The organism is Rhodococcus sp. NFXS4 (assembly GCF_058139645.1).
This window is the reverse complement of sequence record NZ_CP192221.1, coordinates 4,220,911-4,246,921: the sequence shown is the minus strand read 5'-3', so window position 1 is coordinate 4,246,921 and position 26,011 is coordinate 4,220,911. Positions and strand designations below refer to the sequence as shown.

31 protein-coding genes, 1 tRNA gene and 1 riboswitch are annotated in these 26,011 nt (G+C 69.0%); of the genes, 21 read left to right on the top strand and 11 right to left on the bottom strand.

Annotated features, from left to right (window positions below; genetic code table 11):
* Positions 1–2 precede the first annotated feature (2 nt).
* The 7 genes from J4E04_RS20045 (at position 3) to J4E04_RS20015 (ending at position 6,048) form a co-directional block, all read left to right on the top strand.
* The gene (locus J4E04_RS20045; RefSeq protein ID WP_204869801.1) at positions 3–1,175 is read left to right on the top strand and encodes an FUSC family protein; all 1,173 of its coding nucleotides are present in this window, start codon (positions 3–5) and stop codon (positions 1,173–1,175) included.
* Positions 1,176–1,328: 153 nt separating this feature from the next.
* Positions 1,329–2,201, top strand: coding sequence for a type IV toxin-antitoxin system AbiEi family antitoxin domain-containing protein (locus J4E04_RS20040; protein ID WP_328810788.1), 873 nt, complete (start codon positions 1,329–1,331; stop codon positions 2,199–2,201).
* A gap of 129 nt (positions 2,202–2,330) precedes the next feature.
* Complete coding sequence (locus tag J4E04_RS20035) at positions 2,331–3,245, top strand: cation diffusion facilitator family transporter (protein ID WP_056444318.1); 915 nt, start codon at positions 2,331–2,333, stop codon at positions 3,243–3,245.
* A gap of 57 nt (positions 3,246–3,302) precedes the next feature.
* Positions 3,303–3,449, top strand: a riboswitch (adenosylcobalamin (AdoCbl) riboswitch).
* A gap of 1 nt (position 3,450) precedes the next feature.
* Positions 3,451–4,134 (top strand): energy-coupling factor ABC transporter permease, encoded by a 684-nt coding sequence (locus tag J4E04_RS20030; RefSeq protein ID WP_027506410.1) that lies wholly within the window; start codon positions 3,451–3,453, stop codon positions 4,132–4,134.
* Complete coding sequence (locus tag J4E04_RS20025) at positions 4,127–4,453, top strand: energy-coupling factor ABC transporter substrate-binding protein (protein WP_027506409.1); 327 nt, start codon at positions 4,127–4,129, stop codon at positions 4,451–4,453. Before J4E04_RS20030 ends, J4E04_RS20025 begins: the two co-directional genes overlap by 8 nt.
* Positions 4,454–5,209, top strand: coding sequence for a cobalt ECF transporter T component CbiQ (gene cbiQ, locus J4E04_RS20020; protein ID WP_222633142.1), 756 nt, complete (start codon positions 4,454–4,456; stop codon positions 5,207–5,209).
* Positions 5,206–6,048 (top strand): energy-coupling factor ABC transporter ATP-binding protein, encoded by an 843-nt coding sequence (locus J4E04_RS20015; protein WP_222638848.1) that lies wholly within the window; start codon positions 5,206–5,208, stop codon positions 6,046–6,048. The genes cbiQ and J4E04_RS20015 overlap by 4 nt, the downstream gene beginning before the upstream one ends.
* Here J4E04_RS20015 and J4E04_RS20010 read toward each other — a convergent pair.
* Positions 6,045–6,707: a hypothetical protein gene (locus tag J4E04_RS20010; protein ID WP_027506407.1), complete on the bottom strand. Its 663-nt coding sequence runs from the start codon at positions 6,705–6,707 to the stop codon at positions 6,045–6,047. The genes J4E04_RS20015 and J4E04_RS20010 overlap by 4 nt on opposite strands.
* Before the next feature lie 292 nt (positions 6,708–6,999).
* Here J4E04_RS20010 and J4E04_RS20005 point away from each other — a divergent pair, with 292 nt between their 5' ends.
* From J4E04_RS20005 to yczR, 3 genes are all read left to right on the top strand, one after another.
* A complete protein-coding gene (locus tag J4E04_RS20005) occupies positions 7,000–8,289 on the top strand; it encodes an adenylosuccinate synthase (protein ID WP_027506406.1) in 1,290 nt (429 codons plus the stop codon).
* 127 nt (positions 8,290–8,416) lie between these two features.
* Positions 8,417–8,779: an LGFP repeat-containing protein gene (locus J4E04_RS20000; RefSeq protein ID WP_051613506.1), complete on the top strand. Its 363-nt coding sequence runs from the start codon at positions 8,417–8,419 to the stop codon at positions 8,777–8,779.
* 44 nt (positions 8,780–8,823) lie between these two features.
* The gene (gene yczR / locus J4E04_RS19995; protein ID WP_490149466.1) at positions 8,824–10,287 is read left to right on the top strand and encodes a MocR-like transcription factor YczR; all 1,464 of its coding nucleotides are present in this window, start codon (positions 8,824–8,826) and stop codon (positions 10,285–10,287) included.
* Positions 10,288–10,319: 32 nt separating this feature from the next.
* On the opposite strand, the gene J4E04_RS19990 is transcribed toward yczR, so the two are convergent.
* Positions 10,320–10,481 carry a hypothetical protein gene (locus tag J4E04_RS19990; protein ID WP_155957078.1) on the bottom strand — a complete coding sequence of 54 codons (162 nt, stop codon included), beginning with the start codon at positions 10,479–10,481 and terminating at the stop codon, positions 10,320–10,322.
* Between the two features lie 167 nt (positions 10,482–10,648).
* Between J4E04_RS19990 and J4E04_RS19985 the strand changes: the two genes are divergently transcribed.
* A complete protein-coding gene (locus J4E04_RS19985) occupies positions 10,649–10,882 on the top strand; it encodes a DUF3072 domain-containing protein (RefSeq protein WP_490149465.1) in 234 nt (77 codons plus the stop codon).
* On the opposite strand, the gene J4E04_RS19980 is transcribed toward J4E04_RS19985, so the two are convergent.
* Positions 10,879–11,277 carry a winged helix-turn-helix transcriptional regulator gene (locus tag J4E04_RS19980; RefSeq protein ID WP_222646749.1) on the bottom strand — a complete coding sequence of 133 codons (399 nt, stop codon included), beginning with the start codon at positions 11,275–11,277 and terminating at the stop codon, positions 10,879–10,881. The genes J4E04_RS19985 and J4E04_RS19980 overlap by 4 nt on opposite strands.
* 144 nt (positions 11,278–11,421) lie before the next feature.
* Here J4E04_RS19980 and J4E04_RS19975 point away from each other — a divergent pair, with 144 nt between their 5' ends.
* The gene (locus J4E04_RS19975; protein ID WP_490149464.1) at positions 11,422–12,279 is read left to right on the top strand and encodes an NmrA family NAD(P)-binding protein; all 858 of its coding nucleotides are present in this window, start codon (positions 11,422–11,424) and stop codon (positions 12,277–12,279) included.
* A 9-nt stretch (positions 12,280–12,288) separates the two neighbouring features.
* Here J4E04_RS19975 and J4E04_RS19970 read toward each other — a convergent pair whose 3' ends face one another.
* Positions 12,289–14,223, bottom strand: coding sequence for an acetoacetate--CoA ligase (locus J4E04_RS19970; RefSeq protein ID WP_490149463.1), 1,935 nt, complete (start codon positions 14,221–14,223; stop codon positions 12,289–12,291).
* Between the two features lie 204 nt (positions 14,224–14,427).
* Here J4E04_RS19970 and J4E04_RS19965 point away from each other — a divergent pair, with 204 nt between their 5' ends.
* Positions 14,428–14,793: an STAS domain-containing protein gene (locus J4E04_RS19965; RefSeq protein ID WP_490149462.1), complete on the top strand. Its 366-nt coding sequence runs from the start codon at positions 14,428–14,430 to the stop codon at positions 14,791–14,793.
* An 8-nt stretch (positions 14,794–14,801) separates the two neighbouring features.
* Here J4E04_RS19965 and J4E04_RS19960 read toward each other — a convergent pair whose 3' ends face one another.
* Genes J4E04_RS19960 through J4E04_RS19950 form a run of 3 tightly spaced genes read right to left on the bottom strand, consistent with a single transcriptional unit; the run spans position 14,802 to position 18,040 of the window.
* Positions 14,802–15,983, bottom strand: a complete 1,182-nt coding sequence (locus J4E04_RS19960) for a zinc-dependent alcohol dehydrogenase (protein WP_027506400.1) — start codon at positions 15,981–15,983, stop codon at positions 14,802–14,804.
* A 35-nt stretch (positions 15,984–16,018) separates the two neighbouring features.
* Positions 16,019–16,933 (bottom strand): SDR family oxidoreductase, encoded by a 915-nt coding sequence (locus J4E04_RS19955; RefSeq protein ID WP_490149461.1) that lies wholly within the window; start codon positions 16,931–16,933, stop codon positions 16,019–16,021.
* A 45-nt stretch (positions 16,934–16,978) separates the two neighbouring features.
* A complete protein-coding gene (locus J4E04_RS19950; RefSeq protein WP_490149460.1) occupies positions 16,979–18,040 on the bottom strand; it encodes an NAD(P)H-binding protein in 1,062 nt (353 codons plus the stop codon).
* Between the two features lie 95 nt (positions 18,041–18,135).
* On the opposite strand from J4E04_RS19950, the gene J4E04_RS19945 reads away from it, so the two are divergent.
* Positions 18,136–18,840 carry a GAF and ANTAR domain-containing protein gene (locus J4E04_RS19945; RefSeq protein ID WP_328810784.1) on the top strand — a complete coding sequence of 235 codons (705 nt, stop codon included), beginning with the start codon at positions 18,136–18,138 and terminating at the stop codon, positions 18,838–18,840.
* A 9-nt stretch (positions 18,841–18,849) separates the two neighbouring features.
* Here J4E04_RS19945 and J4E04_RS19940 read toward each other — a convergent pair whose 3' ends face one another.
* The gene (locus J4E04_RS19940) at positions 18,850–19,764 is read right to left on the bottom strand and encodes a DAPG hydrolase family protein (protein ID WP_490149459.1); all 915 of its coding nucleotides are present in this window, start codon (positions 19,762–19,764) and stop codon (positions 18,850–18,852) included.
* A 227-nt stretch (positions 19,765–19,991) separates the two neighbouring features.
* Here J4E04_RS19940 and J4E04_RS19935 point away from each other — a divergent pair, with 227 nt between their 5' ends.
* The 6 genes from J4E04_RS19935 (at position 19,992) to J4E04_RS19910 (ending at position 22,758) form a co-directional block, all read left to right on the top strand.
* Positions 19,992–20,576 (top strand): TetR/AcrR family transcriptional regulator, encoded by a 585-nt coding sequence (locus J4E04_RS19935; protein ID WP_027506396.1) that lies wholly within the window; start codon positions 19,992–19,994, stop codon positions 20,574–20,576.
* Between the two features lie 101 nt (positions 20,577–20,677).
* The gene (locus tag J4E04_RS19930) at positions 20,678–21,355 is read left to right on the top strand and encodes a methyltransferase (protein WP_027506395.1); all 678 of its coding nucleotides are present in this window, start codon (positions 20,678–20,680) and stop codon (positions 21,353–21,355) included.
* 49 nt (positions 21,356–21,404) lie between these two features.
* Positions 21,405–21,578, top strand: a complete 174-nt coding sequence (locus J4E04_RS19925) for a CDGSH iron-sulfur domain-containing protein (RefSeq protein WP_082544411.1) — start codon at positions 21,405–21,407, stop codon at positions 21,576–21,578.
* 46 nt (positions 21,579–21,624) lie between these two features.
* Positions 21,625–22,083: a Fur family transcriptional regulator gene (locus tag J4E04_RS19920; RefSeq protein ID WP_222638840.1), complete on the top strand. Its 459-nt coding sequence runs from the start codon at positions 21,625–21,627 to the stop codon at positions 22,081–22,083.
* On the top strand, positions 22,080–22,517 hold the full coding sequence (locus tag J4E04_RS19915) for a hypothetical protein (protein ID WP_027506393.1): 438 nt from the start codon (positions 22,080–22,082) through the stop codon (positions 22,515–22,517). Before J4E04_RS19920 ends, J4E04_RS19915 begins: the two co-directional genes overlap by 4 nt.
* Positions 22,518–22,533: 16 nt before the next feature.
* Positions 22,534–22,758, top strand: coding sequence for a hypothetical protein (locus tag J4E04_RS19910; protein WP_056443734.1), 225 nt, complete (start codon positions 22,534–22,536; stop codon positions 22,756–22,758).
* A 110-nt stretch (positions 22,759–22,868) separates the two neighbouring features.
* Here the strand turns inward: J4E04_RS19910 and J4E04_RS19905 are convergent, their stop codons facing one another.
* The 3 genes from J4E04_RS19905 to J4E04_RS19895 all read right to left on the bottom strand — a co-directional run bounded on the left by J4E04_RS19905 (position 22,869) and on the right by J4E04_RS19895 (position 25,322).
* Complete coding sequence (locus J4E04_RS19905) at positions 22,869–24,197, bottom strand: lipase family protein (protein WP_490149458.1); 1,329 nt, start codon at positions 24,195–24,197, stop codon at positions 22,869–22,871.
* Positions 24,198–24,270: 73 nt separating this feature from the next.
* Positions 24,271–25,077 carry a transglutaminase-like domain-containing protein gene (locus J4E04_RS19900; RefSeq protein ID WP_490149457.1) on the bottom strand — a complete coding sequence of 269 codons (807 nt, stop codon included), beginning with the start codon at positions 25,075–25,077 and terminating at the stop codon, positions 24,271–24,273.
* Between the two features lie 171 nt (positions 25,078–25,248).
* Positions 25,249–25,322 (bottom strand) — tRNA-Gly (locus J4E04_RS19895).
* A gap of 72 nt (positions 25,323–25,394) precedes the next feature.
* On the opposite strand from J4E04_RS19895, the gene dcd reads away from it, so the two are divergent.
* Positions 25,395–25,961, top strand: coding sequence for a dCTP deaminase (dcd, locus tag J4E04_RS19890; protein WP_027506388.1), 567 nt, complete (start codon positions 25,395–25,397; stop codon positions 25,959–25,961).
* Positions 25,962–26,011: the final 50 nt, after the last annotated feature.

The window sequence follows — 26,011 nt, the reverse complement described above, 5'->3', positions numbered from 1 at the left end:
TCATGGGCCGATTCGGGAGCTACCCACGATTCACGGCCCCGCATCTCGGCCTGCGCACCCGCGGCTCCGCGCGGATCGACGCCTCGCTGCGGCGACTGAGTGTCTCCGGGTTGCCGATCATCCAGTGCGCGCTCGCCGCGGGCATAGCGTGGTTCGTGGCGACGGACGTCGTCGGGCACGTCACGCCCTTCTTCGCACCGATCGCGGCCGTCGTCTCGCTCGGTGTGTCCCTCGGGGCGCGGATGCGACGCTCGGCCGAACTCGTCGTCGGCGTCACGGTCGGTATCGGTGTCGGTGACGCGATCATCGCCCTCATCGGGACCGGCCCGTGGCAGATCGCCCTGGTCGTCGCGCTCGCGATGTCGACCGCCGTCTTCCTCGACAGCGGCGCCATCATCGCGATGCAGGCGGGATCGTCGGCCGTGCTGGTGGCGACGCTCATCCCGCCGGGCAACGCCGGCGGACTCAACCGCATGGTCGACGCGTTGATCGGCGGTCTGGTGGGACTCGCCGTCGTCGCCGTCGTGCCGACGCACCCCGTGCGCCGCGCACGCAAGGACGCGGCCACCGTCATCGCCACGTCGGGCCGGGTACTGCAACTCGTCGCGGACGGTCTCCTGGCCAACGACGCGGAACCGATCGCCAAGGCGCTGAAGGCTGCGCGCGCCACACAACCGGCCATCGACGCGATGCGCACCGATCTCAAGGGCGGGCGCGAGATCAGCCGCATCTCCCCGCTGTACTGGAACAGCAAGCAGCGCTTGGCCGAGCTCGCCGCGACGGCGGATCCGCTGGACAACGCGGTGCGCAACATCCGGGTTCTCGCCAGGCGCTCCCTGTCCCTGGTGCGCGACGACGAGATTCTCGACCCCCGACTGGTCGACCTCGTCGAGAAGCTCGCGCAGGCCACCGAGGTGGTGCGGAAGATGATGCTCGCGGATCCCGGCGAGCAACCCGACCGAGCCGAGGCAGCGCGGGTTCTCCGGCACGTGGCAGTCGGTGCGAAGGCGGAGCTCATGCAGGACGCCGGCCTGTCCGCGGTGGTGGTGCTCGCGCAGATACGGTCCATCGTCGTCGACCTGCTCCAGGTGGCGGGGCTCTCGCGGATCTCCGCGCTGGCGACGTTGCCCCCGACCGTCGACCACCCCGCCGTGCCGCCGGAGCTCGACTACTAGGTTCCCGCTGCCGTTCCATGTTCCCGCGGACGCTGCAACCCCTCCTCGAGTACGGAAGCCCTGCGGGAGCTGCCGGTACACAGGACGAGGGTGCTCCACAGGCGGGCGCCAGGAAGGCGTGTCCCCGTCCGCGCGTGATCGACACTCACCGCCATGGACCTGCACCGCCGCGCGACCGGTGACGTGACAGATGCGGCGCTGCGCGGTCTGGTGAGGCGCGGCGAACTGGTCCGCGTGAGCCGCGGTTCCTACGGCCCCGGCTCGGAGTGGGCGTCGGCATCACCAGACGAGCGCTACCGCCTGCGCGTGCTCGGAGTCATGGCGGGACGCACCGCGGTGGCCGTCGCCAGTCACGAGTCCGCGGCGGCGCTGCATCGGCTCCCCCTTCTCGCTCCCGACCGAGACCGGGTGCACGTGAGCGTCGACGGTCGAGGAGGTGGTGCGTCGACGAGGAGGGTCGCCGAGCACCGGGTGCCGCTGTCCCCGCTGGACGTCACCACCGTCGACGGTGTGCAGGTCACGACGCCGACGCGGACGGCGCTCGACATCGCGTGCACGGTGGGACTCGATCGTGCGCTGTGCGCTGTCGAGTCCGCACTCCGCACGGAGGCGCCGGATCTGCAGGAGTGCCTCGCACGGCTCGGGCGCCGTCGCGGCATCGCCACCGCCCGCCGCGCGGTGGACCTCGCGAGCCCTCTCACCGAGAGCATCGGCGAATCGTGGAGCCGAGCCCTGATGATGCAGTGGCCCGAGATTCCCTCGCCGAGGCTGCAGCATCGCTTCCTCGACGATCGTGGTCGCATCGTGGCCCGCACCGATTTCGACTGGGACGGTCGGCTGGTGGGCGAGTTCGACGGGCTGACGAAGTATCGCGGCGGAGCGCAGTCGGTGATCGACGAGAAGCTGCGCGAGGACGCCCTCCGCGCGCTCGGCTGCCATGTGGTGCGGTGGACGTGGGACGACCTGCGTCATCCCGAACGGCTACGGCGTCTGCTCGCGGCCGGGATGGCCATCGCGTTCCGCTGACGCCGGAGGTCTCTGGGTTCCCGCAGCCGTTCCGTGTTCCCGCGGAGGCTGCAACCCCTCCTCGAGTACGGAAGCCCCGCGGGAAGCGTGACTCACCATATGCACACATTCGCATGTATGGTCTCGATCATGGGAGCGGGGCACGGACATGCGCACACACCGGCGGCTGGTGAGGCCGGCACCGGGCGGCTGCGACGCATGGGGATCGCGTGGTTCGTGCTCGTCGCGTTCTTCGCCCTCGAGCTGACCGTCGGCCTCATCATCAACTCGCTGGGCCTGCTCGCCGATGCCGGGCACATGCTCACCGACATCATCGGCATGTCGATGGGCCTCGTCGCGCTCACGATGGCCCGGCGCGGATCGAATTCTGCCGCACGGACATTCGGGTGGCACCGGGCCGAGGTGCTCACCGCTGTCGCCAACGCGGTGCTGCTGCTCGGAGTCGCGGTCTTCATCTTCGTCGAGGCGATCCGCCGCATCGGGGACCAGCCGGACATCCCGGGCCTCGCGATGGTGCTGACGGCCGCCGCGGGACTCGTCGCCAACATCGTCGTCATGCTGCTCATCCGCGCCGACGCGAAGGACTCCATCGCGGTACGCGGGGCCTATCTCGAGGTGCTCGCGGACACCGTGGGCAGCGTCGGGGTGCTCGTCGCCGGTGTGCTGCTCCTGGCGTTCGACTGGACGTGGGCGGACATCGTCGTGGGTATCGCCATCTCGCTGTGGGTGGTGCCGCGGGCACTCTCGCTCGCCGGCCAGTCGTTGCGCATCCTCACGCAGGCCAGCCCGTCGTCGGTGGACATCGGTGCGCTCGAGGCCGATCTGCGGGCGCTGCCCGGAGTCGTCGACGTCCACGACCTGCACGTCTGGACCCTCACCACCGGCATGGACGTCGCCACGGTGCACATCACGTCGGACGGTTCCGGATCGGTGATGCTGGCCCGCGGGAAGGAAGTGCTCTCGGCCTACGGCCTGGACCACGCCACCGTGCAGGTCGAGCCCGCGGTGCACGGTGCCACCTGCCGCGACGAGCTCACCTGGTAGCAGGCCGGTCGGGATGGTGACAGGCATCGGAACACCTGTGCGACCATGACATGGCAGGTCAGTACCTGCGACGTGCTGGCGAGGGGAATCCGGTGAGAATCCGGAACGGTCGCGCCACTGTGAGCGGGCCTCGTCGTCCGTGAGTCAGATCGCCGATCCGGCACGTGAGACTCGAATCGGACGCGCAATCTGAGGAGTTCCACTCGTGCACATCGCCGAGGGTTTTCTGCCACCCGTTCACGCGGCAGTCTGGACGTGCGCCGCGGCGCCGTTCGTCGTTCACGGCGCTCGCGCCGTCGTCGTCCAGGTCCGGGAGAACCCCCGCAGCCGTCTGCTGCTGGGTGCTGCCGGTGCCTTCACCTTCGTTCTCTCCGCCATCAAGCTGCCGTCCGTCACGGGCAGCTCGAGTCATCCCACCGGAACTGGGCTGGGGGCGGTGTTGTTCAAGCCGCCGGTCATGGCGTTCCTCGGCACGGTGGTGTTGCTCTTCCAGGCGTTGCTGCTCGCGCACGGCGGCCTGACGACGCTGGGCGCCAACGCGTTCTCCATGGCGATCGTCGGCCCGTGGGTGGGGTACGCCGCGTTCCGTGTCACCGGCCGGCTGGGCGGTGGTCTGTCGCTGTCGGTGTTCTTCGCGATGATGCTGGCCGACCTGTCGACGTACTGCACGACGTCGGTGCAGATCGCGCTCGCGTTCCCGGATCCGCAGAGCGGCGTACTCGGAGCCGTCACCAAGTTCCTGTCCATCTTCGCTGTCACCCAGATTCCGCTCGCCATCGCGGAGGGCCTGCTGGGTGTGCTGGTGTTCCGCGTCCTGCGGACCGTGGCGACGCCGGAGCTGCGGGACCTCGGAGTGCTCCGCCGCGAGAAGGGTGCCGTCGATGCGTAGGAACGTCGTGATCAACCTGCTGCTCGTCCTCGGGATCGTCCTCATCGTCGGCGCCGCGCTGATGCTCGACGCGGGACGCAGCGGCGACGAGGAGCGGTTCGTCGGTACCGATTCGGCCGCCACGTCGCAGATCGAGGAGGACCACCCGGACTACGTGCCGTGGTTCGAGTCGGTGTTCTCGCCGACGTCGGGCGAGGTGGAGTCGGGACTCTTCGCGCTGCAGGCCGCGCTGGGTGGACTCGTCCTCGGGTACGTGCTGGCGGCGCTGCGCGGTCGGCGCAAGCTCGACGCGCTCCGCACCGAACTCGAACGGACGTAGGTGCAGGGTCTCGCGGTCGACGACGCGGCCTGGGCCAGTCCGTGGCGCACGCGCGCGGTGGGGGACAAGGCAGTACTCTCGCTGGGCCTCGTGCTGTGCGCGCTGCTGCTCCCGCCGTGGCCCGGCGCGCTGATCGTCACGGTGGTCGCGCTCGGTGCGGCCGTCGGGGCTGCCCGCACACCGCTCCGGCCGGTGCTGCGTGCGCTCACCGCACCGGCGGCCTTCATCGCCCTCGGCGCCGTCTCCGTCGCCGTCACGGTGACCGCCACGCCGGACTGGAGTGTCGGGGTCACGGCCGACAGCGCGCGACGAGCGCTGGAGGTGTCCGGTCACGCGATCGCCGGGACGTCGGCCGTGCTCCTGCTGGCCGTCACGACACCGATGATCGACATCCTGTCCGGGCTGCGACGGCTGCGGGTACCGCAGGCATGCATCGACGTCGCCGCCGTGATGTACCGCTTCCTGTTCGTGCTGCTGTCGTCGGTACGCACGATCCGCCAGTCGCAGACCGCCCGCCTCGGCTACTCGTCGCCGCGCCGGTCACTGCATTCCGCGGGTCTGCTGACGGCCGCTGTGCTGATCAAGTCGTGGGACCGGGCCTCGCGGCTCGAGGCGGGGCTGGCGGGTCGCGAGTTCGGCGACGCGGTCTCGGCGGATCCGGTCGACCGGCAGCGCAGTTCGCCGAGCTTCCTGGTGACCGTCGTGGCGGTGCTGGGAGCCGTGGTGGCGCTGTCCCTGTTGGGACATCGCGCATGAGCCACCGCACGCTCACCGCCCGCGACCTCGAGGTGCGGTATCAGGGCGGGCCGCCGGTGCTGGCCGGAGCGAGCCTGAGCGTTCCCGCCGCGGCCAGGGTGGCGCTCCTGGGCGCCAACGGCTCGGGCAAGACGACCCTGCTGCGGTGCCTGTCCGGAGCGATCGTTCCCGACGGCGGACGGGTGGAGATCGACGACGTCGCACTGCGCCACAGCCGGTCGGGCCTGCGGGCACATCGCCAGGAAGTGCAACTGGTGCTGCAGGATCCGGACGATCAGTTGTTCTCGGTCGACGTGTACCGAGACGTCGCCTACGGTCCGGTGAACCTCGGCCTGGGGCCCGACGAGGTGCGCGAGCGCACGGAGGCGGCGCTCGAGGTGATGGGCATCGACCATCTGCGGTCGCGGCCGACGCACCAGCTGTCCTACGGTGAGCGCAAGCGCGTCGCGACGGCCGGCGCCGTGGCCATGCGGCCGTGCATCCTGTTGCTCGACGAACCGACGGCCGGGCTCGATCCGCAGGGCGTCGACGAGATGTTCGCCGCGCTGCACCGCCTGGAGAATCACCACACGACCGTGGTGCTGTCGACACACGACGTGGCCCTGGCGCTGGAGTGGTCGCACTCGGTCGCCGTGGTCGTGGACGGCGCTGTGGTGCAGGGGGATCCGGTGACGTTGCTGTCGGACACCGACCTGCTGGGACGGGCCAGGTTGCGGACACCGTGGCCGTTGGCGCTCGCGGCGGACCTCGTCCGGGACGGCATGCTCGAACCGGGATCGCGACCACGGGACGCGGAAGAACTACGAAAGATGCTGAGCAGCAGTATCAGTCGGCGCTAACGTACGAGCAACCACTGCTTGTCGTGGCGGTAGATGGTGGACCGGGTGGTCTCGCGGGGGATGTCGATGCCGTCCTTCGTCAGACGCGCCGCCGTGGCTCCGAGTTGCATCGCCCGGCCGGTGATCCAGCGGCGGCGGAACAGTCCGCGCTTGCCCTGCACCCGAGCTCGGAGTCCCGGCATCTCGAGCGTCGGGGTGACCTCGATGCCCGGCACCTCACCGGAGAAGAGCTTGGTGTCGTCGACGTAGGCCTCGCCGACGAGGTGGCCCGACGGCCCCGAGACGGTGGCGAGTCCGACGACGGCCGATCCGGCGTCGTCACGGATGAGGGGAGTGGGGGAGGCGGTGCCGGACAGCGCGACCTTGGCGGCGCGCGATCCGGTGCCGACGCGGAAGAGGTGGCTGGCCTCGCTGGCGGTCTCGGCGACGTAGGCGAGCTCGATGTCGAGTCGGTCGCGCCGCATCAACCGGGTGAGGACGGCGGCGAGCGAGGCGTCGGTGCCGAGCACGATCAGCCGGGGGTCGTGTACCGCGTCGAGTTCGGCGAGCAGGGCGTCGCACTCCTCCTTCGACGGCACCTCGGGTACCGCGGTGAGCGGTAGCGAGGACAGCGCGATGGGCAGCAAGGGCCTGCCGCACTGCAAGACGAACGGAGTCACGCGAATTCCTTCTCAGCCGGACGGGTCTGCCCCACCCTAATCAGGACACGGTCGTCGTGGACCCCGGGAAGGCGCTTGCCCGGTCTCGATTTCGCGTCGCTTTGACCGTGCCGCCGCGACAGAAGACCAGGCAGTACGGTGTGCGGTCGGCTGTGAGCGGCACGTGTCGTCTCGGGCGGTACACTGTGTCACCGGTCATGGTCGGTGCGCGTTCCGCACGTCACGAAGTGCGTTCCGACACGTGCCACAGCCCGGGATGGTCCGGCTGTCCACCCGAGTGATGGAGCAACACATGCCGGCAATCGTCCTCATCGGCGCCCAGTGGGGCGACGAGGGCAAGGGCAAGGCCACGGATCTGTTCGGCGAGCGACTGCAGTGGGTGGTGCGCTACCAGGGTGGCAACAACGCCGGCCACACCGTGGTGCTGCCGAACGGCGACAAGTTCGCGCTTCACCTCATCCCGTCGGGCATCCTCTCGCCCGGTGTGAACAACGTGATCGGCAACGGCGTCGTCGTGGATCCAGGTGTGCTGCTCACCGAACTCGACGGCCTCGAGAAGCGCGACGTGGACACGTCGAAACTGCTGCTCAGCGCCGATGCGCACCTGATCATGCCGTACCACGTGGCCATCGACAAGGTCACCGAACGTTTCCTCGGTGCCCGCAAGATCGGCACCACCGGACGCGGCATCGGCCCGTGCTACCAGGACAAGATCGCCCGCGTCGGAGTGCGCGCGGCGGATGTCCTGGACGAGAAGATCCTGACCCAGAAGGTCGAGGCCGCACTGGAATTCAAGAACCAGGTGCTCGCCAAGATCTACAACCGGCGCGCCCTCGAGTCGGAGAAGGTGGTGGAGGAGGTGCTCGGCCAGGCCGAGGGCTTCAAGCACCGCATCGCCGACACCCGGCTCGCGTTGAACCAGGCGCTCGAGCGCGGCGAGACGGTGCTGCTCGAGGGTTCGCAGGGCACGCTCCTCGACGTCGATCACGGCACCTATCCGTTCGTCACGTCGTCCAACCCGACGGCGGGCGGCGCGGCCGTGGGTTCGGGCGTCGGCCCGGGTCGGATCACCACCGTCCTCGGCATCCTGAAGGCGTACACCACGCGCGTCGGCTCCGGCCCGTTCCCGACGGAGCTGTTCGACGAGTCGGGCGAGTACCTGGCCAAGCAGGGCGGCGAGGTGGGTGTCACCACCGGCCGCGCCCGGCGCACCGGCTGGTTCGACGCCGTCATCGCGCGGTACGCCACGCGCGTCAACGGCATCACCGACTACTTCCTCACCAAGCTCGACGTACTGTCCTCGCTCGACACCATCCCGATCTGCGTCGCGTACGACGTGGACGGCGTGCGTCACGACGACATGCCGATGACGCAGACCGGGTTCCATCACGCGAAGCCGATCTACGAGGAGATGCCCGGGTGGTGGGAGGACATCTCGGGGGCGCGGACCTTCGAGGAGTTGCCCGTCAATGCCCAGAGGTACGTGCTGCGTCTCGAGGAGCTCTCGGGGTCGTACATGTCGTACATCGGCGTCGGTCCGGGCCGTGACCAGACCATCGTGCGGCGCGACATCCTGTCCTGACACGGTCGAGATATCACAAATGGCGTGACGATAACGCCAGGATGGCTCATACTGTGGCTCAGGTTCGCTATGAGGTGGAACAAAACGGATCCCCCTCTCGGCGAGAGCAGGTCAGTGGAGGACCGCTATGGACAGCACCTACGTCGGGCTCGAGGTCTTCCAGTGCCAGTTCGAGCGTTTCAGCTTCGAGCACTCGTGGATCGGTGACCGTGTCGGTGAGCTGATGCTGGGGCCGCGCGGCGGTGGGATGCTCGAGTTCCAGCACGCCATGGTCTTCGCGCTCCCCGAGGGCGGCGCGCACGAGGTGCACGGCGACATCCTCGCCTGGTACCTCGCGCACGGCGGCCCGAGTGGATCGCTCGGCTACCCGCTCACCGACGAGAAGCGCACTCCGACGGGCCACGGCCGCTACAACGTGTTCGAGAACGGCACCGTCGGATGGCTCCCGGGTACCGGGGCATTCCTCATGGGATCCGTCCGCACCGCCTGAACTGGACTGCATGCCGGCGTCCACCGAGGTGGATACTGGACCTCATGGTGACTCGCGTGATCGGTGCGTCGACTCTCTCGCGGGACCTCGGGCACTGGCGGCCGTCGGGGCGGCACCGACCGGTCTACCGGGCACTCGCCGACGGGATCCGGCTCCTGGTGCACGACGGCCGCATCCCCCTGGGCGTCGCCCTGCCCAGCGAGCGCGATCTGGCGGGAGCCCTGTCGCTGTCCCGCACCACCGTCACCAACACGTACGCGGCACTGCGTGACGAGGGGTACCTGTTGAGCAGGCAGGGTTCCCGCAGCACGGTCGCACTGCCGCGGACCACCCTGGCGGGGCGGCCGGCCCGCGCGGCCGCGTCGGTGATCGATCTGACCCATGCCGCCGTCACCGCTCCGTCCGACGAGGTGACACAGGCGTACGCCGCTGCGCTGGAGGCACTTCCGGCCTACTACACGGGTCACGGTATCGAGCCGGTCGGGCTCGCCACACTGCGGCAGGCCCTGGCTCGCCGGTACGACGAGCGGGGGCTGCCCACGTCGCCGGACCAGATCATGGTGACGTCCGGCGCGCAGCAGGCCTGGCGGCTGCTGCTCGAGGTGCTGGTGTCGCCAGGTGACCGGGTGGTGGTCGATCACCCGACGTATCCCAATGCGCTGGAGGCGATTCGACGAACTGCGGCGCGCGCGGTGCCCGTTCCATTGAGGCCGCGGGAGTACTCGCCCCCTGGATCGGCGCGCTCGTCGCGGCGGTGGGACCTCGACGCGATTCGTGACGCGACGGTACAGACGGGGGCCCGAATGGCGTACGTGCTGCCCGACTTCCACAATCCGACGGGTGCTCTGCTCGATGTCGCCGGCCGCGCGGAACTGGCGTCGAACGCCCGCCGGACCGGCACCACGCTGGTGGTGGACGAGTCGATGGCCGACCTGTGGCTGGACGAGGCGCCGCCCGCTCCGGTCGCGGCGGTGGGGCATCCCGGCACCGTCGTCACCGTGGGGTCCGCGTCGAAGGCGTATTGGGGTGGTCTGCGGGTCGGCTGGATCAGGGCGTCGCCGTCGCTGATCTCTCGCTTGGCGACATCGCGGGCCGCCGTCGACATCGGCACGCCGATCATGGATCAGCTCGCGTGCGCGGCACTGATCGAGCGGCACGAGGAGATCTTGGTTCCCCGCCGCGCGGAACTCCGTGGTAACCGGGATGCACTGACGGCGGCTCTGGCGCGGCACCTGCCGGACTGGTCGTACGACCCGGCGCCGGGCGGCCTGTCGTTGTGGGTTCAGATGCCTGCCGCGGCGTCCACGGCTCTCGCCGCGATCGCGCCTGCGCACGGGGTGGCGCTGGCGGCGGGGCCGCGGTTCGGGGTGGAGGGGGCGTTCGAGCGCCACGTGCGCCTGCCGTACACGGAGGGTGCCGATCGATTGGAGGCTGCGATCGACCGAATTGCGTTCGCGTACCAATCCCTGAAACCGACCGACGGGGATTATTCCGCCGTCGTGCTGTGAAGTGGGGCGGCCGACGGAGAATGGCCGGACAGTCAGCGGGAGCCGAAGACCTCGTGATCGAGTTCGGCCATGTCCCACTGGAGCTCGGAGCCGAGTTCCTCGTGGTCCGCGCGCGATGCGGCGCGTCCGAGCAGCACTGCGGCACCCGCGGCGACCAGCAGCCACACCACTCCGACGACCACGACGACTATCACGATTCCGTTTGTAGCACCTCGAACTGAAAACATTCTGTGAAACGCGAGACTTGGATCGGTTTCTTACGGAGTAAACCGGAATGAATCTCGATCGGCCCGCTCGGCGGCTGCCCGCTCGCCGATTCGCGTCGGTTTGCGCGGAGGTACTCGTGGGTACAGTCGAACGTATGAGCGATGTGAATGACACCACCAAGACAGGCAATGCTGACGTCGACCAGAGCGCGGAGAAGGATCCGTCCGACTGGGTCACCGGCGACGAGCCGCCCACCGGCCCCCAGTTGAGCTACCTCGAGACGCTGGCCCGCGAGGCCGGCGAAGAGGTGCCGTCGGACCTGACCAAGGCGCAGGCGTCCGAGATGATCGACAAGCTGCAGTCCGAGACGGGCCGCGGAACCAGCTAGACCCCGTCCGTGCCGCGCGCGTCGTACTCGGCGCGCGCGGCCGTCACGGTCGGAAGTGTCGATTCGACGAACTCGATGAGGCCGACGAGCCGGGTCGCCGTCTCGCGCCCGAGGTCGGTGAGTGCGTACTCCACCTTCGGCGGAATCTGTTCGAGCACGGTGCGGGTGATCAGCCCGTCACGCTCCAGCCGCTGCAGTGTCTGCGACAGCATCCTCTCGCTGACCCCGTCCACGCGCCGCCGCAGAGCCCCGAACCGGTACGGCCCCTCGTACAGCGCGGCGAGCGCCAGCAGGCCCCAGCGACTGGTGATGTCCTGCATCGTGTCGCGGGACGAGCAGTGGCGAGAGAACACGTCGGCTTCGAGTGTCGGGTCGGTGTCGGGCACGAGCGCCATCCTACCAGCTGGTCCGTAAGTGGTTACGAGGAATGTTGCACTGCACGAATAGTAAGTGCATAGTGGTGCCGACGGCCGGATCGGTCGCAGCGGCACACCCTCGTGGTGCGCCGGACGACGCTCACTCTCCAGGGAGACATGCTCATGACCACGACAGCGGTGACCGGCGCGACCGGACAACTCGGCAGCGCAGTGATTCGATCGCTCCTCGATCACGGGGTCGCCGCGGGCGACATCGTGGCCGTGGTGCGCGACGAGGCCAAGGCCGCCGACCTGGCGGCGCGCGGTGTCGTCGTCCGCGTCGCCGACTACGCGGATCCCGCTGCGTTGCGCGCCGCTCTCGACGGGGTGGACAAGCTCCTGCTCGTGTCGGGTTCCGAGCCCGGGAAGCGAATCCCGCAGCACACCAACGTCATCGAGGCCGCCGAGGCGGCCGGTGTCTCGCTCATCGCGTACACCAGTGTGCTGAAGGCGCCGACGAGCGGCATCAGTCTCGCGCCCGAGCACGTCGCCACCGAGGAGCGCCTCGCGTCGTCCTCCGTGCCGTCCGTGCTGCTGCGCAACGGGTGGTACTGGGAGAACTACGCGGCGTCGATCGGCCAGGCACAGCACACCGGCGCCATCATCGGGAGCGGCGGGTCGGGTGTCGTGGCCGGTGCTGCTCGGGCCGACTACGCGGCGGCCGCGGCCGCGGTCCTGATCGCCGACGACCAGGCGGGCGCCGTGTACGAGCTGGGCGGCGAGCGTCTGACGTACGAGGGTCTGGCGGGTGCGATCTCCGAGATCATCGGCGCGCCGGTGGAGTACCAGGATCTGAGCACCGACGAGCACATCGGCGCGCTCGAGGGTGCGGGACTGCCCGCGCCCGTCGCGCAGATGCTGGCGAGCGCCGACGCGGGCATCGCCCGCGGCGACCTCGACACCGAGTCGGGCGATCTGACTCGACTGCTCGAGCGTGAGCCGGTCTCGGCCGTCGACGCGCTGCGCGCCACGATGAGCTGAGCCGACAGGTCAGGACCCCGGCGCCAGCGCCGCGAACCAGCGCAGCGCGTCGGGGTCGTCGACCGACTCCGGATCGGCCACCGTCGACGGGTCCGCACCCGACAGGATCTTCTTGACCGGGATCTCGAGCTTCTTGCCGGTCCGCGTGTGCGGCACGGCGCGGATCTCGATGATGTCGTCCGGGACGTGACGCGGCGAGGCCTCCCTCCGCAGCGCCGCCGAGATGCGTTCGCGCAAATCGTCATCGAGCTCCACGTCGTCGGACGTGACGACGAACAGCGGCATCCAGTAGCTGCCGTCCGGGCGTTCGAGACCCACGACGAGACTCTCTGCGATGCCGGGCAGACGCTCGACCACGCCGTAGATGTCGGCGCTGCCCATGCGCACACCGTTGCGGTTGAGCGTGGCGTCCGATCGTCCGTGGATCACCATGCTGCCCCTGCTGGTCACGGTGATCGAGTCGCCGTGCCGCCAGACGCCGGGGAACGTGGAGAAGTACGCGTCGGCGTAGCGGTCACCGCTCGGGTCCTTCCAGAACCCGACGGGCATGGACGGCATCGGCGCGACGATGACCATCTCACCCGGTTCGTCCACCAGCGGGGTCCCGTCGTCGCTCCACGCCTCCAGAGCGACACCGAGATTCACGGCAGGAATCTCGCCGGGGACCACGGGCACCCCGGTGGGCGCTCCCACGAATCCGCTGACGACGTCCGTGCCGCCCGACACCGGCGCGAGGTGCACCGACCGCCCCACGTGCTCCGCCACCCAGCCGTGCGCCGCGGCGGGGAGGACCGACCCGGTGACCCCGAGAATGCGCAGTGCCGAGAGGTCCTGTGCCCGAGCCGGTTCGACCCCGACACTCTCGCAGTGCAGGAGGTACCCGGGACTGGTGCCGAGCACGGTCACGCGGTGCCGCGCCGCGAGCTCCCACAGTGCGCCGGCGTCCGGATGGCCGGGGCTGCCGTCGTAGCAGACGACGGTCGAGCCCACGAGCAGCCCGGCCAGCAGGTAGTTCCACATCATCCAGCTGGGTGAGGTGTACCAGAGGAACACGTCGTCCTCGGTCATGTCCGACTGCAGCGCAGCAGATTTGAGGTGCTCGAGCAGAACACCGCCGTGTCCGTGAACGATGCCCTTGGGGCGCCCGGTGGTGCCGGAGGAGAACAGCACCCACAGTGGGTGGTCGAACGGGACAGGCTCGGGGAGCACCCGTGGGCCACCGCGCCCCTCGTCGAGCAGATCGTCCCATCGGACGGCTCCGGGTACGTCGGTGCCGAGTCGGGAGAAGGCGATCACCGCGCGCAGGGAGGGAATCGAGGCCTGCAGTACCGCCACCTGGTCCCGGCGGTCGCGGTCCAGACCGGCGAAGCGGTAGCCGTCGGCGGTCACCAACACCGTCGGTTCGAGCTGTCCGAGCCGGTCCACCGCGGCGGCCGCGGAGTAGTCCTGCCCGCACGAGGTCCAGACGGCGCCGAGTGCGGCGGTGGCGAGGAACGCGACGGCGGCCTCGGTCGTGTTCGGGACGTAACCGGCCACCCGGTCGCCGCTCCGCACGCCGAGGCGGTGCAGCGCGGCGGCGATCGAGGAGATCTGCTCGGCCAGTTCCGCGTAGGACGATGTGCGGGTGCCGAGCCCGCCCGGCTCGGTGTCGTCGATGATCGCCACGGACTCGGGTGACCGGTCGCACCACGCCAGTACACGATCCACGTAATTCAGGCGGGCACCCCGGAACCACTGCCGCCCGCTGAACACGCGGGGGTCCTCCGAGGGGGACAGGACGGACTCGTGACCGGTGAGCGGCACGTCGAAGAAGGTGCCGACGCCGGCCCAGAACTGTTCCGGCTCGTCGACCGACCAGCGATGCAGCGCGCCGTAGTCGGAAGAAGAGCGTCCCGTGAACGTGGCGACCGAGTCCGAGAACCGGGCGAGAGGGCGGGGGTTCATGAGGACAGTCTGATGAACCCGGTCGGCGAGCCCGGCGCCGTGATCATTCCGTTACCCGCCGTGACCTCATCGTGATGTTCCGGTTCGCCGAATCGCGATGTCGATCGATCAGAGTTGTCTGCAAGGCGGTCCAGCCCAGGGCCCTTCGCTACACCCTCGGTACCGGTGCGAGACACCGCGTCCGAGCAGCGCCGCAGAAGGAACATGATGACCACGGTTGCTCCTTCCCACCACTCCTCCAGCCCGTTCGACGTCGTCGTCCACACAGGCCACGACGGCCGCCGCATCGTCGCCGTCCGTGGCGACGTCGACCTCGTCACCGCGCGCGACCTGACCCGCTGCCTCCGAGCGGCCGTCTCGGACGGCCCCGTCACGGTCGACCTCACCGACGTCCGGTTCTTCAGCTCGGCCGGCGTGACCGCGATCGAGGACGTCCTGTCGGACGCCCCGACCGCGATCGACGTCGTGATCTCGCCGTCACCTCGGGTGCGGCGCACTCTCGGTGTCCTAGGCCTCACCCGTCTCGTGCCGGTCGTGGCTTCGGTGGAACCGGAGCCGCTCGCGAGCTGACCCGCTCGTCACGGACGCAGGATGATCTTCACGGCTCCGTCCTGCTTCTTCTGGAAGATCTCGTAGGCGTGCGGCGCCTGCGTCAACGGCAGGGTGTGGGTCGCGAAATCGTCCACGCCCAACGGATCGTCGTCCGTCAGCAACGGCATGATGTCGTCGACCCACCTCTTGACGTTCGCCTGGCCCATGCGCAGTTGGATCTGCTTGTCGAACATGGTCATCATCGGCATCGGATCCGCCGCGCCGCCGTACACGCCGGACAGTGAGATCGTGCCGCCCCGGCGGACGATGTCGACCGCCGAGTAGACCGCGTCGAGGCGGTCCACTCCGGCCTTTTCCATGAACGGTTTCGCGAGGGCGTCCGGGAGCAGACCCGCCACCTGCTGCGCGGCCTTCGCCACCGGTGAGCCGTGGGCCTCCATTCCGACCGCGTCGACGACCGAGTCGGTACCGCGGCCGTCGGTCAGTTCGCGGACGACGTCTCCGACCTGCCCGCCGTGGGCCCGGAGATCCACCGTCTCGATGCCGCGAGCGCGAGCACGCTCGAGCCGCTCGGGTACGCGGTCGACGCCGATGACGCGGTATCCGAGATGGGTGCCGATGCGTGCCGCCATGTCGCCGATCGGACCGAGGCCCAGCACGGTCAGCGAGCCGCCCTCGGGCACCCCCGCGTACTGCACGGCCTGCCACGCGGTGGGCAGTACGTCGGACAGGTAGACGAATCGCTCGTCGCTCGGGCCCTCCGGGACCTTGATGTGGGTGAAGTCGGCGTGCGGCACCCTCAGGTACTGCGCCTGGCCGCCCGGCACTGATCCGTAGAGCTCGGAGTAGCCGAACAGTGCTGCGCCCATACCGGTCTCGCGTACCTGGGTGGTCTCGCACTGGGTGTACAGCGACTGATCGCACATGAAGCACGAGCCGCACGAGATCTGGAACGGGACGACGATGCGGTCGCCCACCGCCAGCGTCGACACGGCGCTGCCGACCTCGCGCACGATGCCCATCGGTTCGTGGCCGAGGATGTCACCGACGTTCATGAACGGCCCGAGCACCTCGTAGAGGTGCAGATCGGAGCCGCAGATGTTGGTGGACGTCACCTCGATGATGGCGTCCGTCGGATCCTGGATCGTCGGATCCGGGACGTTGTCGACGCGGACGTCGCGCTTGCCGTGCCAGGTCACTGCTCTCATGATGTGCCTTTCGTGTCGTGCGGATGCGGGAATGCTCAGGTGATCGGGGAACCGCCGGTCACGCCGATGACCTGCCCGGTGATGTAGCTGGACTCGCCCGAGGCGAGGAACACGTACGCGGGTGCGAGTTCCGCGGGCTGTCCCGGACGTCCGAGCGGCACCTGGTCGCCGAAACCGTCGACACTGTCCGACGGCATCGTGGCCGGGATCAGCGGTGTCCAGATGGGTCCGGGTGCCACGACGTTCACGCGGATGCCCTGTCGGGCGACGTCGCTCGCGAGCCCCTTGGAGAAATTGATGATGCCGGCCTTGGTGGTGGCGTAGTCGAGCAGTTCGGGTGAGGCGCTCACGCCCTGGACGGAGGAGGTGTTGACGATGGTCGAGCCCGGATCCATCACGGCCACAGCCTTCTTGGACAACCAGAACAACGCGTACAGGTTGGTCTTCAGTACGCGGTCGAACTGCTCGGTGGTGATGTCGGCGATACCGCCGCTCTGGGCCATCTGGAACGCCGCGTTGTTCACGAGAATGTCGAGACCGCCCAGTACGCGCACCGCGGTGTCGATCAGGGCGTCGCAGTGCGCCTCGTCGCGGATGTCACCGGGGACGCTGACGGCCCGGCGGCCGGCCTCCTCGACGAGCCGCACCGTCTCGAGCGCATCGGGCTCCTCGGACTCGAGGTACGACAGCACGACGTCGGCGCCCTCGCGCGCGAACGCCAGGGCGACGGCGCGGCCGATGCCGCTGTCCGCTCCGGTGATCAGTGCCTTCCGGCCGGTGAGCCGCCCTGATCCGCGGTAGGTGGACTCCCCGTGGTCGGGGGTGGTCCGCATGTCCTCGGTCAGCCCGGGATGCGAGATCGGTTGCTGCCCCTCGCGATCCGGCGTCGCGTAGGCGGTACGCGGGTCTCTCTTGGAGTACTGGTCGATCGAGCCGTTCGAAGAAGTCATGCCGGTCGGGTACCCGCGTACCCGACCGGGAATCCTGGTCCCGCCTCAGGAACGCGGGTGCAACAGCGCTCGCGAGAATCGTCCGGACACGTCGTGACGCACCCGTCCGTCTCGGCCGATCGACACGACGCCGCCGGCCCACGAGGGGTCGGTGTCCGCCGCGGACTGCGGGTCGGTGGTGCCCTCGGCGTCGGTGCCGTCGTGCGAGCTGACCGTCAGCGACCGCCTGATGGACTCGTCGATACCCACGAGAGAGTCGACGGCGTGCGCGAACGTGTCCGTGGCCGCGTTGCCGCGACGGACGATCATGTCGTGATGCAGGCTGTCCACCAACGAGATCACGGTGCCGGGCGGCATCTGTGTGATGGAGGCGACGGCTCGCCCGACGATCGGTGTGGGAACCAGCGGCACGCGGAACTGGGGCCGCGACAGTTCGGCGATGGTCGCGTAGCGGGTGAGCAACTCGGGGTAGGTGAGCACCTCGGTCCCGCCGATGTCGTACGACCCCGGAATGGGCTCGTCACCGAGAGCGGCGGCGATGATGTGCAGGACGTCGGTCGTCGCGATCGGCTGCACCTTCTTCACCATCCAGCTCGGCACGGGGGTGACCGGGAGCCGTTCGACCATCCTGCGTACGAGCTCGAACGAGGTGGAGCCGGACCCGAGGATGATGGCCGCCCGGAACACCGTCGCCGGGACGGACGAGTTGAGGAAGACCTCCTCGACCTGCAGGCGGGACGTGATGTGGTCGGAGAGGTCCTCGTCGTCGTCGGGCACGTGGCCGGACAGGTAGACGATGCGGCCCACGCCGTGCTTCTCCGCGGCGCGCGCGACGGCCTGCGCGGCCTCGCGATCCTTGGTCACGAAGTCGCCGTCGTCCATCGAGTGCACGAGGTAGACGACCGCGTCCGCACCCTCGAGCGCGGCGTCGATGGACTTCTCGTCGGTGATGTCGAAGTGGACCGGCGTCACGTCGTCCTCCCAGCTGAAGGAGGACGCCTTGCTGTCGTCGCGCATGGCGGCGAGCACGTCGTGACCGTCGCCCAGCAGGATGGGAACGAGACGTGAGCCGATGTAGCCGGTGGACCCGGTGACCAGGATGCGCAAGACATGCCTTTCGAGTGAGTGGTCCTGGTTTACCCGTCCCCGGTCGCGGTCAATCTGTGCCGAGTGTCATGCCCGCTGCTGCTCGAGGAGGTCGGATGAACGCGTCTCGAGAACGGGAGCCGTCGGACATCGCGTCGGCGCTGGCGGCATTCGCTCGCGACCTGACGGCGCACACCGATCTCGACGACACGTTGCGCAGGGTCACCGAGGCGGCCCTCGATCTGGTTCCCGGAACGGACGCCGCCGACGTGGTGGCGATCTCGGGCAGGTCGTCGTTCACCTCGCACGGGCCCACGTCGTCCCTTCCGCCGCGGCTCGACGCAGCTCAGATCGAGTTCGGGGAGGGCCCGTGCCTGGACGCGGCGACCACCACCGCGGTGGTGCGGGCCGACGATCTGACCACCGACACCCGGTGGCCGAAGTATGCGCCGATCGCCGTGGCGGAGGGCGTGCGGAGCTCGCTCTCCTTCCAGCTCTTCACCCACCGCGACACCTTCGGTGCCCTGAACCTGTTCGCGTTCGAGCCCCGAGCCTTCACCGACGACGCGATCATGGTCGGGGAGGCGCTCGCCACCCACGCCGCGATCGCTCTGACAGCGGGTCGGGTCGAGGATCAACTGCATTCGGCCCTGGCGTCCCGGGACGTCATCGGGCAGGCCAAGGGCATGATCATGGAGCGTTTCGGCGTCGACGCCCAGCAGGCCTTCACCCTGCTGACCAGGCTGTCCCAGGACTCCAACACCCCGATCAGCCGGTTGTCGGTCCACTTGGTGGAGAAGGGGTCGGAGTCGGCTCGCTGAGGTGCCGGGTCACGAGAACTCGGCGTGCAGTTCGGGGAGGAACGCCGCGAGGTGGTTCATCTCCTGCCCGCAGTGCATCAGCAGGTCACGACCGAGGTCGAGGCTCAGCTGCAGATCGGTCGGATCGACCGACGCACCACGGGCCACCGCACACGCGGCCTGCGTCACGTTCGGTACGTGCAGGCCGCGGAGGTTCAGGTGGAACCGGCTGCGCATCTCGGCGCCGCCCTCGATCGGGCGGACCTGGTGGGCGAGCCACCCCAGGTCCACGGGGGCGATGCTGCTCCCGACGCGGCCGAAGACGATGGTCTGATCCGACGGCACGGTGAACCCGTGCGCCACCGGGTCTCGGAAGTTGATCCCGAGCTGCTGCAGTTTCGGCCCCACGTACTCGTCGACGTAGGTGATGTTGCCGATGTACTTCTGCCGGTCCGTGAGGTCGGCGGTGGTGAGGTCGGTGTCCAGGGCAGCGAACTGGTGCGCGTCGGGATGCCACAACTTGTAGCGCGCGGCCTCGCTGGAGTGCCACCCGAACCACCAGTCCCACATGGCCGCAGTGACTCTCGGCATGACGGTGCGCACCGCCACGAAGACCACTCCGTCGGCGCCCTGGCCGTACCCGGTCTCCACGGCGGACGTCCCGGTCGGGCCGAGATCGCGCGTGATGTCCTCGAACCGAGGCACTGCTCCCGCCGGTAGCGCCGGGCCGGCGAAGGCGTCGGCCACGATCTGCGGCGCGGGGGCGGTCCGGGCCTGCATGTAGCGGGCGTACGGGAGCGCGAAGTCGGCGCCGCGGTAGCCGGGATAGCGAACGGCGCAGGCCGCCGAGGGGAGTGTCGGCGCTGCGCGGACGCGCGGGGCGATCCCCACCGTGACCGCTCCCGCGGCGACGGCGGCCGCTCCCAACATCCCGCGACAACTCATGGCCCGATTCCTCAACATCTGTACAGAAAAGACGCCGGCGACCCCGGTGTCAAGCACGAGCGGACGTGCCGAGACGGGTGTACCCTCAACGCCTGTCATGATCGTGACGCGGCAGTCGGGGGACGGTGGAGCGGGCTCGATCAGCCCGTTCCGCCGGCGCGATCATCGTGAGCCGACCGTGACCGGTGATGGTGGTACCGGCACGTCAGGGCCGTAACATCTCACCAATGAGTGATGGTGAGACGGTGGAGAAGCCCAGAAGTCGGCGCTCACTCATCTCTGCCGCCGCGGTGCAGGTACTCGCCGAACGCGGTCCCCGTGGGTTCACTCATCGTGCGGTCGATCAGGCCACCGGTCTCGGTGCCGGCGCCGTCAACTATCACGCGCCCGATCGAGCCACCCTGCTCTCGCTGGCGCTCGACGAGGTGTTCCGGAGAGATCTCGAGGTCGCCGGTCGGCACTTCGCACTCGACACCTGGCATCACGACGCCGTGGTCGACGCCGTCGTCGGGTTCGTCCGCGACATGTGCAGCGAGGAGCATCGCGGCCGCGTCGTCGCACGGCACCACCTTCTCGGCGAGGGTCTGGTGCGGCCCGAACTCAAGGCGGCGTTCGACGCCCAGTTGGCCGCGTTCGTCGGCCTGGTGTCGTCCAAGATGAGCGAGGCGGGCTACCCCGCGACCGTGGCGTCGGCGGAACTGTTCGCCATGTCCGTGGACGGTCTGCTCACCCGCCAGGTGGTCATCGGGGTCGAACCGCTTGCCGACGAGGAGATTCCGCGCATCGTCTCCATCATCGCTCGGAGGTGGTGACGCGCCGGTCCCGCGTTTGAATCGCGTCCGTTCGGGAATGCCATTCCTGAAGAAAGGCGGCAGATGCTGCCAGCGCATCTGCGCCGACGGAAGGTTCTCGTGTGACGACGATTCATCGCGACACGATCAGCATGGTGCGTGCACACCCCGGTGTCTACGCCCCCCAGGACGATTCGAGACTGCTCTGCGAGGTCATGCCGGTGGCGGCGTCGCCCCTGGGTGCGCGTGCCCTCGATCTGTGTACGGGTACCGGAGTGCTCGCGCTCCAGGCTGCGTGTCTCGGTGCACGTGAGGTGCTCGCCTACGACCTGGATGCTCGCGCCGTCGCGTGCGCCCTGGACAACGCCGAGCGCATCGGTGTCGAGGTCGATGCGCGACAGGGCACGCTCATCGACGCCCTCGCCGAGGCGCCGTTCGACCTCGTGGTCTCCAATCCGCCGTACGTGCCGTCGCCGACCGCGCCGGAGGGGCGCGGTGTGCACCGTGCGTGGGACGCCGGCGCCGACGGTCGCATCGTCCTGGACCCGTTGTGCGACAACGCGTTCGATCTCCTCACTCCGGGCGGCACCATGCTGATCGTGCAGTCCGAGTTCGCCGGTGTGGACCGCACGATCGAGCGTCTGATGCGGTCCGGCACCACGGTCGACGTGGTGGCTCGCCGTCGGATCGCGTTCGGTCCCGTCATGCACGCGCGCGCCGAGTGGCTCGAGGCCACGGGCGCCCTGCAGCCGGGTCGGCGCTCCGAGGAACTGGTGGTCGTCCGTGCCCGACGCGCCTGACGCTGCTCCCGCAGCACGGCTCGTCCGTGTTGTTCCGGGCGGGCCGGTGATGGTGGAGGGGCCCGTCGACGTGGAGATGGAGGACGGCACCCGCGTGCGCTCCGACCGCTTCATGGTGGCGCTCTGCGCGTGTCGACGCAGCAAGAACTACCCCTTCTGCGACACCAGCCATCGCCGCAAGATCCGTGCGTCCACCACCGAGGACCGGGGTCGCGACGACTGACACGGCCCGGACGTTTCACGGCGCCCTGCGGGGGCACCCCGGCGTCGTGGACACCAGGGAACAGCCGACGGTCGTCTCGTCGGAAGAGCAGTGGCGTCGGGTACTGCGTGAGCGCGGGCTGCGCGTGACCCGTCCGCGCCTTCGCGTGCTGAACGTCGTGGCGCGGCACCCACACGTCGACGCCGGCTACGTGGCCCGCACGCTGAAGAGCCAGGGGATGTCGCGGCAGACCGTCTACGGCAACCTCGACGCACTCGTGTCGGTGGATCTCCTGCGCCGGATCGAGCCCGCCAATTCGCCCGCGCTGTACGAACTTCGGGTCGACGGCGACGACCACCACCATCTGATGTGCCGGCAGTGCCGCCGAGTGTTCGACACGGCCCTCACCTCCGATGTGCGTCGACGCGCTCCCGAGCCGGAGGACGACGACTTCGACATCGACGGCGTCGACGTCTTCTTCTGGGGTGTGTGTCGTGACTGCCGGACGGGTAACCGGCAGGTATGAGCGATGATCGCGAGAAGATGCTGACGGACCACCACCGTCCGGACGGGTCCGACGATGCCACGGTGTCCGCCGTCGGTTCGGTCTCGGAGGCCCTCGAGTGGGTGGAACGCGCCCGCGGCCACCTGTACACGTTCCACCAGCTGATGGGCCACGCCGATCTCCAGTTCGGCTCAGCCGCGGACGAGCTCCGCGACGCCGGGCACGGTGACGCAGCGGACGCACTGGAGCGAGAGGTGATCGGCCGCAACGTCATCGAGGGTCGGTGGACGTTCCAGATGGTCGAGGACTTCGACGACGGGTACTGGACCACCGCGCGTGAGCACGAACGCCGGATCCGCGACGACCTGATGGACGGCCGCCGTCACGTCTTCGAGGCGGAGATGAAGGAGGACCGGCGCACGCACGGCAAGCGCGGTCACGAGGCAACACCCTGACAGGAGGATCGACACGATGACGATGACGAGCGACACGGTGCGCGGCGTGCTCGACGCACCCGACGGAACGCTGCTGGTGATGCGGGACGGCGAACTGACGATGACCGACGACGATTCGGGTGCCGTTCTGGTGACCACCAAGGCGGCACTCGTCGAGCAACTGGGAGACGACAGGTCACCCGAGCGACTCGAGACGGCGGCCACCGCGCTGAACGACATGGTCGACAAGCTCGGGGCATGATCATGTCGACGTCCGACGAGAAGCACTCGGAGCCCTCCGGTTTCGCGGAGGCGTCGGGGCCACCCGACTTCGGGATCGAGCCGACGCGCCGCGACTCCGGCGACGACCGGCTAGCGGACCCGGCCGAGCAGAGCGCGACCGGTCGAGGCGGTGAGCCCGAGCAGCCCTCGGACACCTGACACCGACAGGGCCGAGGACCACACGGTCTCGGTGGTGTTCGGGGGCACCGGGCGGTCGGCGATGCGATCGGCGAGCCAGTTCAGCGTGGCGGGTGCGGCGATGGGGTGCAGCGACAGGTGCTCGCTGAGCCGGTCGCGCACGTACGTCACGTGGGCGCCGGCGGTGCGGTACCGCTCCACCTGCCCGTCCACGTCGTCGACGGCGATGATGGGGTCGTGCACCGCCTGCATGATGAGGAGCGGGAAGCTCGGTGCGGACTTGCCCGGCTGGATGTCCTGGAAGATCTGCACCAGCTCGGGGGTCGCCATGACGTCGGCGAGCGGGATGTCGGTGTAGCGCTCGAGGTCGTGCATCAGCAGCGTCAGAACGGCGTGCACCGTGGTCTTGCGCTCGAGTGAGGACAGAATGGTCATGCCGGGCTGCGCGACGTGATCGCGGATCGTCCGGTCCAGATCGGGGTAGGTGCGGCGCAGACCCTCGACCACCATGGTGGGCAACGCGGCGAAGATCGTGCCGTTGAGGCGGGAGAACGCCGACGCCGGATCACCGACGGGCGAGCCCAGCGCGGCACCGACGACGTTCAGCTCCGGCGCGTACTCGTCGGCGGCCTCGGCGGCCCACGACGTGGCCAGGCCGCCGCCCGAGTACCCCCACAGTGCGACGGGCGCCGAGTCGTCGAGCTCCAGAGGTGCGAAGGACAGGGCGGCGCGGATGCCGTCGAGAGTGCAGTATCCGGGTTCGATCGGTGCACCCCAGCGGCCGTCCATGCCCTCGTGATCCGGCAGGGACAGCGCCCACCCGCGGCGCAGCGCGTACAGGATGATGAGCAGCTCGAACTGGGGCACGGCGCCGTGGGCGTGTGCTCCGTCCCGCAGCGCGTACGACGGGAAGCAGCGGTCCGAGACGGCGTCGATGGCGCACTGGTAGGACAGCAGCGGCCTGCTCCGACCCGGAACCGCGCCGGCCGGCAGCAGGACCGTGGTGACACCCGTGCGCGGTTCGCCGTGCATGTCGGACGACCGGTAGAGCAGCTGCCATGCCGACACGCGCTGGCGGATGGTGCCGAACAGGGCGATCTCGACACGGCGCGACCGCAGCACGGTCCCCAGCTCGGCCTTCTCGAACCGGGCGGGGGAGCGGTAGAACGGGTCCTTGTTCGGCGTCGTCGTCAGCCGTTCGACGGCATCGTCGGAGTCAGTGCTCCGGTCCGCCGCCGTCCCTCGCCCACCCGTGAACGCTGCATCTCGTTCGATGCTCATGTGCGTCTCGCTTCCTGATTCGTCGAGTCACAGTAACCCGACGACGCAGGAGGCGACCGACGCTTGCGCCGGATCAGGTGAGGGAGACCAGCTCGTGGATGTCGTCCTTCGGCAGGCCGTCGGTCGCCACGGCCGTGACCGTGGAGCTGTTCAGCGTGATCGAACCCTTGTGGTTGTCGAGGAACGCGGTGTCGGCCGCATCGCGTCCGGTCGCGATCCGGACCAGCGTCGATCGAGGTGCGAGACACGTCGCGTCGACGACGTGCCAGGTGTCGTTCACCAGGGCCTCCGCGACGGCGTGGAAGTCCATCGGGTCGCATCCGGGTGCGTAGACGGCGACCAGACGAGCTGGAACGTTCAGCGCGCGCAGCATCGCGACGACCAGGTGCGCGTAGTCACGGCACACGCCGGCACCGGCGAGCAGCGTGTCCGCCGCACCGTCGATGGGATCGCTGCTCCCCGGGACGTAGTGCAGTCGACGGCCGACCCAGTCGGAGACCTCCGACAACAGGACCGCGTCGTCCGACTCGCTGCCGAACTCGGTGGCAGCGAAACCGAAGAACTTGTCGGCCTCCGCGTACCGGCTCGGACGGAGGTAGACCGAGCGATCGAGATCCGTGACGGGGGACGGCTCCGCGTTCCCGGTGACGGTCGCGTCGTAGTAGACCTGCAGGTTGCCCACCGGCGCCTCGAGGACGTGGATCCGGTTGCCGTGGGCTCCGCTGACCTCGCGGGCCTCGACCGTCTCCCCGTCCAGGATGAACGAGAGGGTCTCGGCGACCTGCGCGCCGGGATGCGGGGCCACGGCGATCTGGAACTCCAGGGTGCTGGCGGCCGTGATGTCGACATCGAGGCGTGCGGAGACGACGCGTTCGGTCATGGAGGTGCTCGTTTCCGGGGGAGAGGGGGTGTGCGCGGAGGTGTACCCAGCCTGACCAGGAACGACGCGTGTCGCTGGACACAGTGGGACGACCGCGAGTGTGAACTGTGGAATGTAGGCCCCGGATTCCGGGGTCTGGGTTCCACCATCGCCCGGCGGCGAGGGGAGACGTGGAGCCGATGACGGGAATCGAACCCGCGTATTCAGCTTGGGAAGCTGATGTTCTGCCATTGAACTACATCGGCCGGTGGAACTGCCCCTGAAGATTAGCAGGGCGCCCGGGTGGCCTCGGCGGGCTCGGTCGATAGTCTCTGTGCGTGCTGCTCTCCGATCGCGACATCAAGGCCGAGGTGGATGCCGGAACGCTCGGCATCGAACCGTTCGACGAGGCGATGGTGCAGCCGTCGAGTGTGGACGTGCGCCTGGACGGGCTGTTCCGGGTGTTCGACAACTCGCGCTACACCCACATCGACCCGAAGCTGCAGCAGGACGAGCTGACCACCTTGGTGGAGCCCGCCGAGGGGGAGCCGTTCGTTCTGCATCCGGGCGAGTTCGTGCTCGGGTCGACGCTCGAGCTGACGACCCTGCCGAACGATCTCGCGGGGCGACTGGAGGGCAAGTCGAGTCTGGGCCGGCTGGGACTTCTCACACACTCGACGGCGGGTTTCATCGATCCGGGCTTCAGCGGACACATCACGCTGGAGCTCTCGAATGTCGCCAATCTGCCCATCACGTTGTGGCCGGGCATGAAGATCGGGCAGCTCTGCTTGTTCCGTCTCTCCAGTCCGGCGATCAATCCTTATGGCAGCTCAGCGCTGGGATCGAAGTATCAGGGACAGCGCGGCCCGACCCCGTCGAAGGCTTATTTGAACTTTCTCCAGTAGACCTACGGTCGGTTTTCGCCGTCGTATACGTTGCTATGCCCGGTTTGACG

Bases quoted from the DNA above. Each gene is read 5' to 3' on its own strand.
- J4E04_RS20045 (WP_204869801.1), top strand. From the start codon at position 3: ATGGGCCGATTCGGGAGCTACCCACGATTCACGGCCCCGCATCTCGGC.
- J4E04_RS20040 (WP_328810788.1), top strand. From the start codon at position 1,329: ATGGACCTGCACCGCCGCGCGACCGGTGACGTGACAGATGCGGCGCTG.
- J4E04_RS20035 (WP_056444318.1), top strand. From the start codon at position 2,331: ATGGGAGCGGGGCACGGACATGCGCACACACCGGCGGCTGGTGAGGCC.
- J4E04_RS20025 (WP_027506409.1), top strand. From the start codon at position 4,127: ATGCGTAGGAACGTCGTGATCAACCTGCTGCTCGTCCTCGGGATCGTC.
- J4E04_RS20015 (WP_222638848.1), top strand. From the start codon at position 5,206: ATGAGCCACCGCACGCTCACCGCCCGCGACCTCGAGGTGCGGTATCAG.
- J4E04_RS20005 (WP_027506406.1), top strand. From the start codon at position 7,000: ATGCCGGCAATCGTCCTCATCGGCGCCCAGTGGGGCGACGAGGGCAAG.
- J4E04_RS20000 (WP_051613506.1), top strand. From the start codon at position 8,417: ATGGACAGCACCTACGTCGGGCTCGAGGTCTTCCAGTGCCAGTTCGAG.
- yczR (WP_490149466.1), top strand. From the start codon at position 8,824: ATGGTGACTCGCGTGATCGGTGCGTCGACTCTCTCGCGGGACCTCGGG.
- J4E04_RS19985 (WP_490149465.1), top strand. From the start codon at position 10,649: ATGAGCGATGTGAATGACACCACCAAGACAGGCAATGCTGACGTCGAC.
- J4E04_RS19980 (WP_222646749.1), bottom strand. From the start codon at position 11,277: ATGGCGCTCGTGCCCGACACCGACCCGACACTCGAAGCCGACGTGTTC.
- J4E04_RS19975 (WP_490149464.1), top strand. From the start codon at position 11,422: ATGACCACGACAGCGGTGACCGGCGCGACCGGACAACTCGGCAGCGCA.
- J4E04_RS19970 (WP_490149463.1), bottom strand. From the start codon at position 14,223: ATGAACCCCCGCCCTCTCGCCCGGTTCTCGGACTCGGTCGCCACGTTC.
- J4E04_RS19965 (WP_490149462.1), top strand. From the start codon at position 14,428: ATGATGACCACGGTTGCTCCTTCCCACCACTCCTCCAGCCCGTTCGAC.
- J4E04_RS19960 (WP_027506400.1), bottom strand. From the start codon at position 15,983: ATGAGAGCAGTGACCTGGCACGGCAAGCGCGACGTCCGCGTCGACAAC.
- J4E04_RS19955 (WP_490149461.1), bottom strand. From the start codon at position 16,933: ATGACTTCTTCGAACGGCTCGATCGACCAGTACTCCAAGAGAGACCCG.
- J4E04_RS19945 (WP_328810784.1), top strand. From the start codon at position 18,136: ATGAACGCGTCTCGAGAACGGGAGCCGTCGGACATCGCGTCGGCGCTG.
- J4E04_RS19940 (WP_490149459.1), bottom strand. From the start codon at position 19,764: ATGAGTTGTCGCGGGATGTTGGGAGCGGCCGCCGTCGCCGCGGGAGCG.
- J4E04_RS19935 (WP_027506396.1), top strand. From the start codon at position 19,992: ATGAGTGATGGTGAGACGGTGGAGAAGCCCAGAAGTCGGCGCTCACTC.
- J4E04_RS19925 (WP_082544411.1), top strand. From the start codon at position 21,405: ATGGTGGAGGGGCCCGTCGACGTGGAGATGGAGGACGGCACCCGCGTG.
- J4E04_RS19915 (WP_027506393.1), top strand. From the start codon at position 22,080: ATGAGCGATGATCGCGAGAAGATGCTGACGGACCACCACCGTCCGGAC.
- J4E04_RS19910 (WP_056443734.1), top strand. From the start codon at position 22,534: ATGACGATGACGAGCGACACGGTGCGCGGCGTGCTCGACGCACCCGAC.
- J4E04_RS19905 (WP_490149458.1), bottom strand. From the start codon at position 24,197: ATGAGCATCGAACGAGATGCAGCGTTCACGGGTGGGCGAGGGACGGCG.
- J4E04_RS19900 (WP_490149457.1), bottom strand. From the start codon at position 25,077: ATGACCGAACGCGTCGTCTCCGCACGCCTCGATGTCGACATCACGGCC.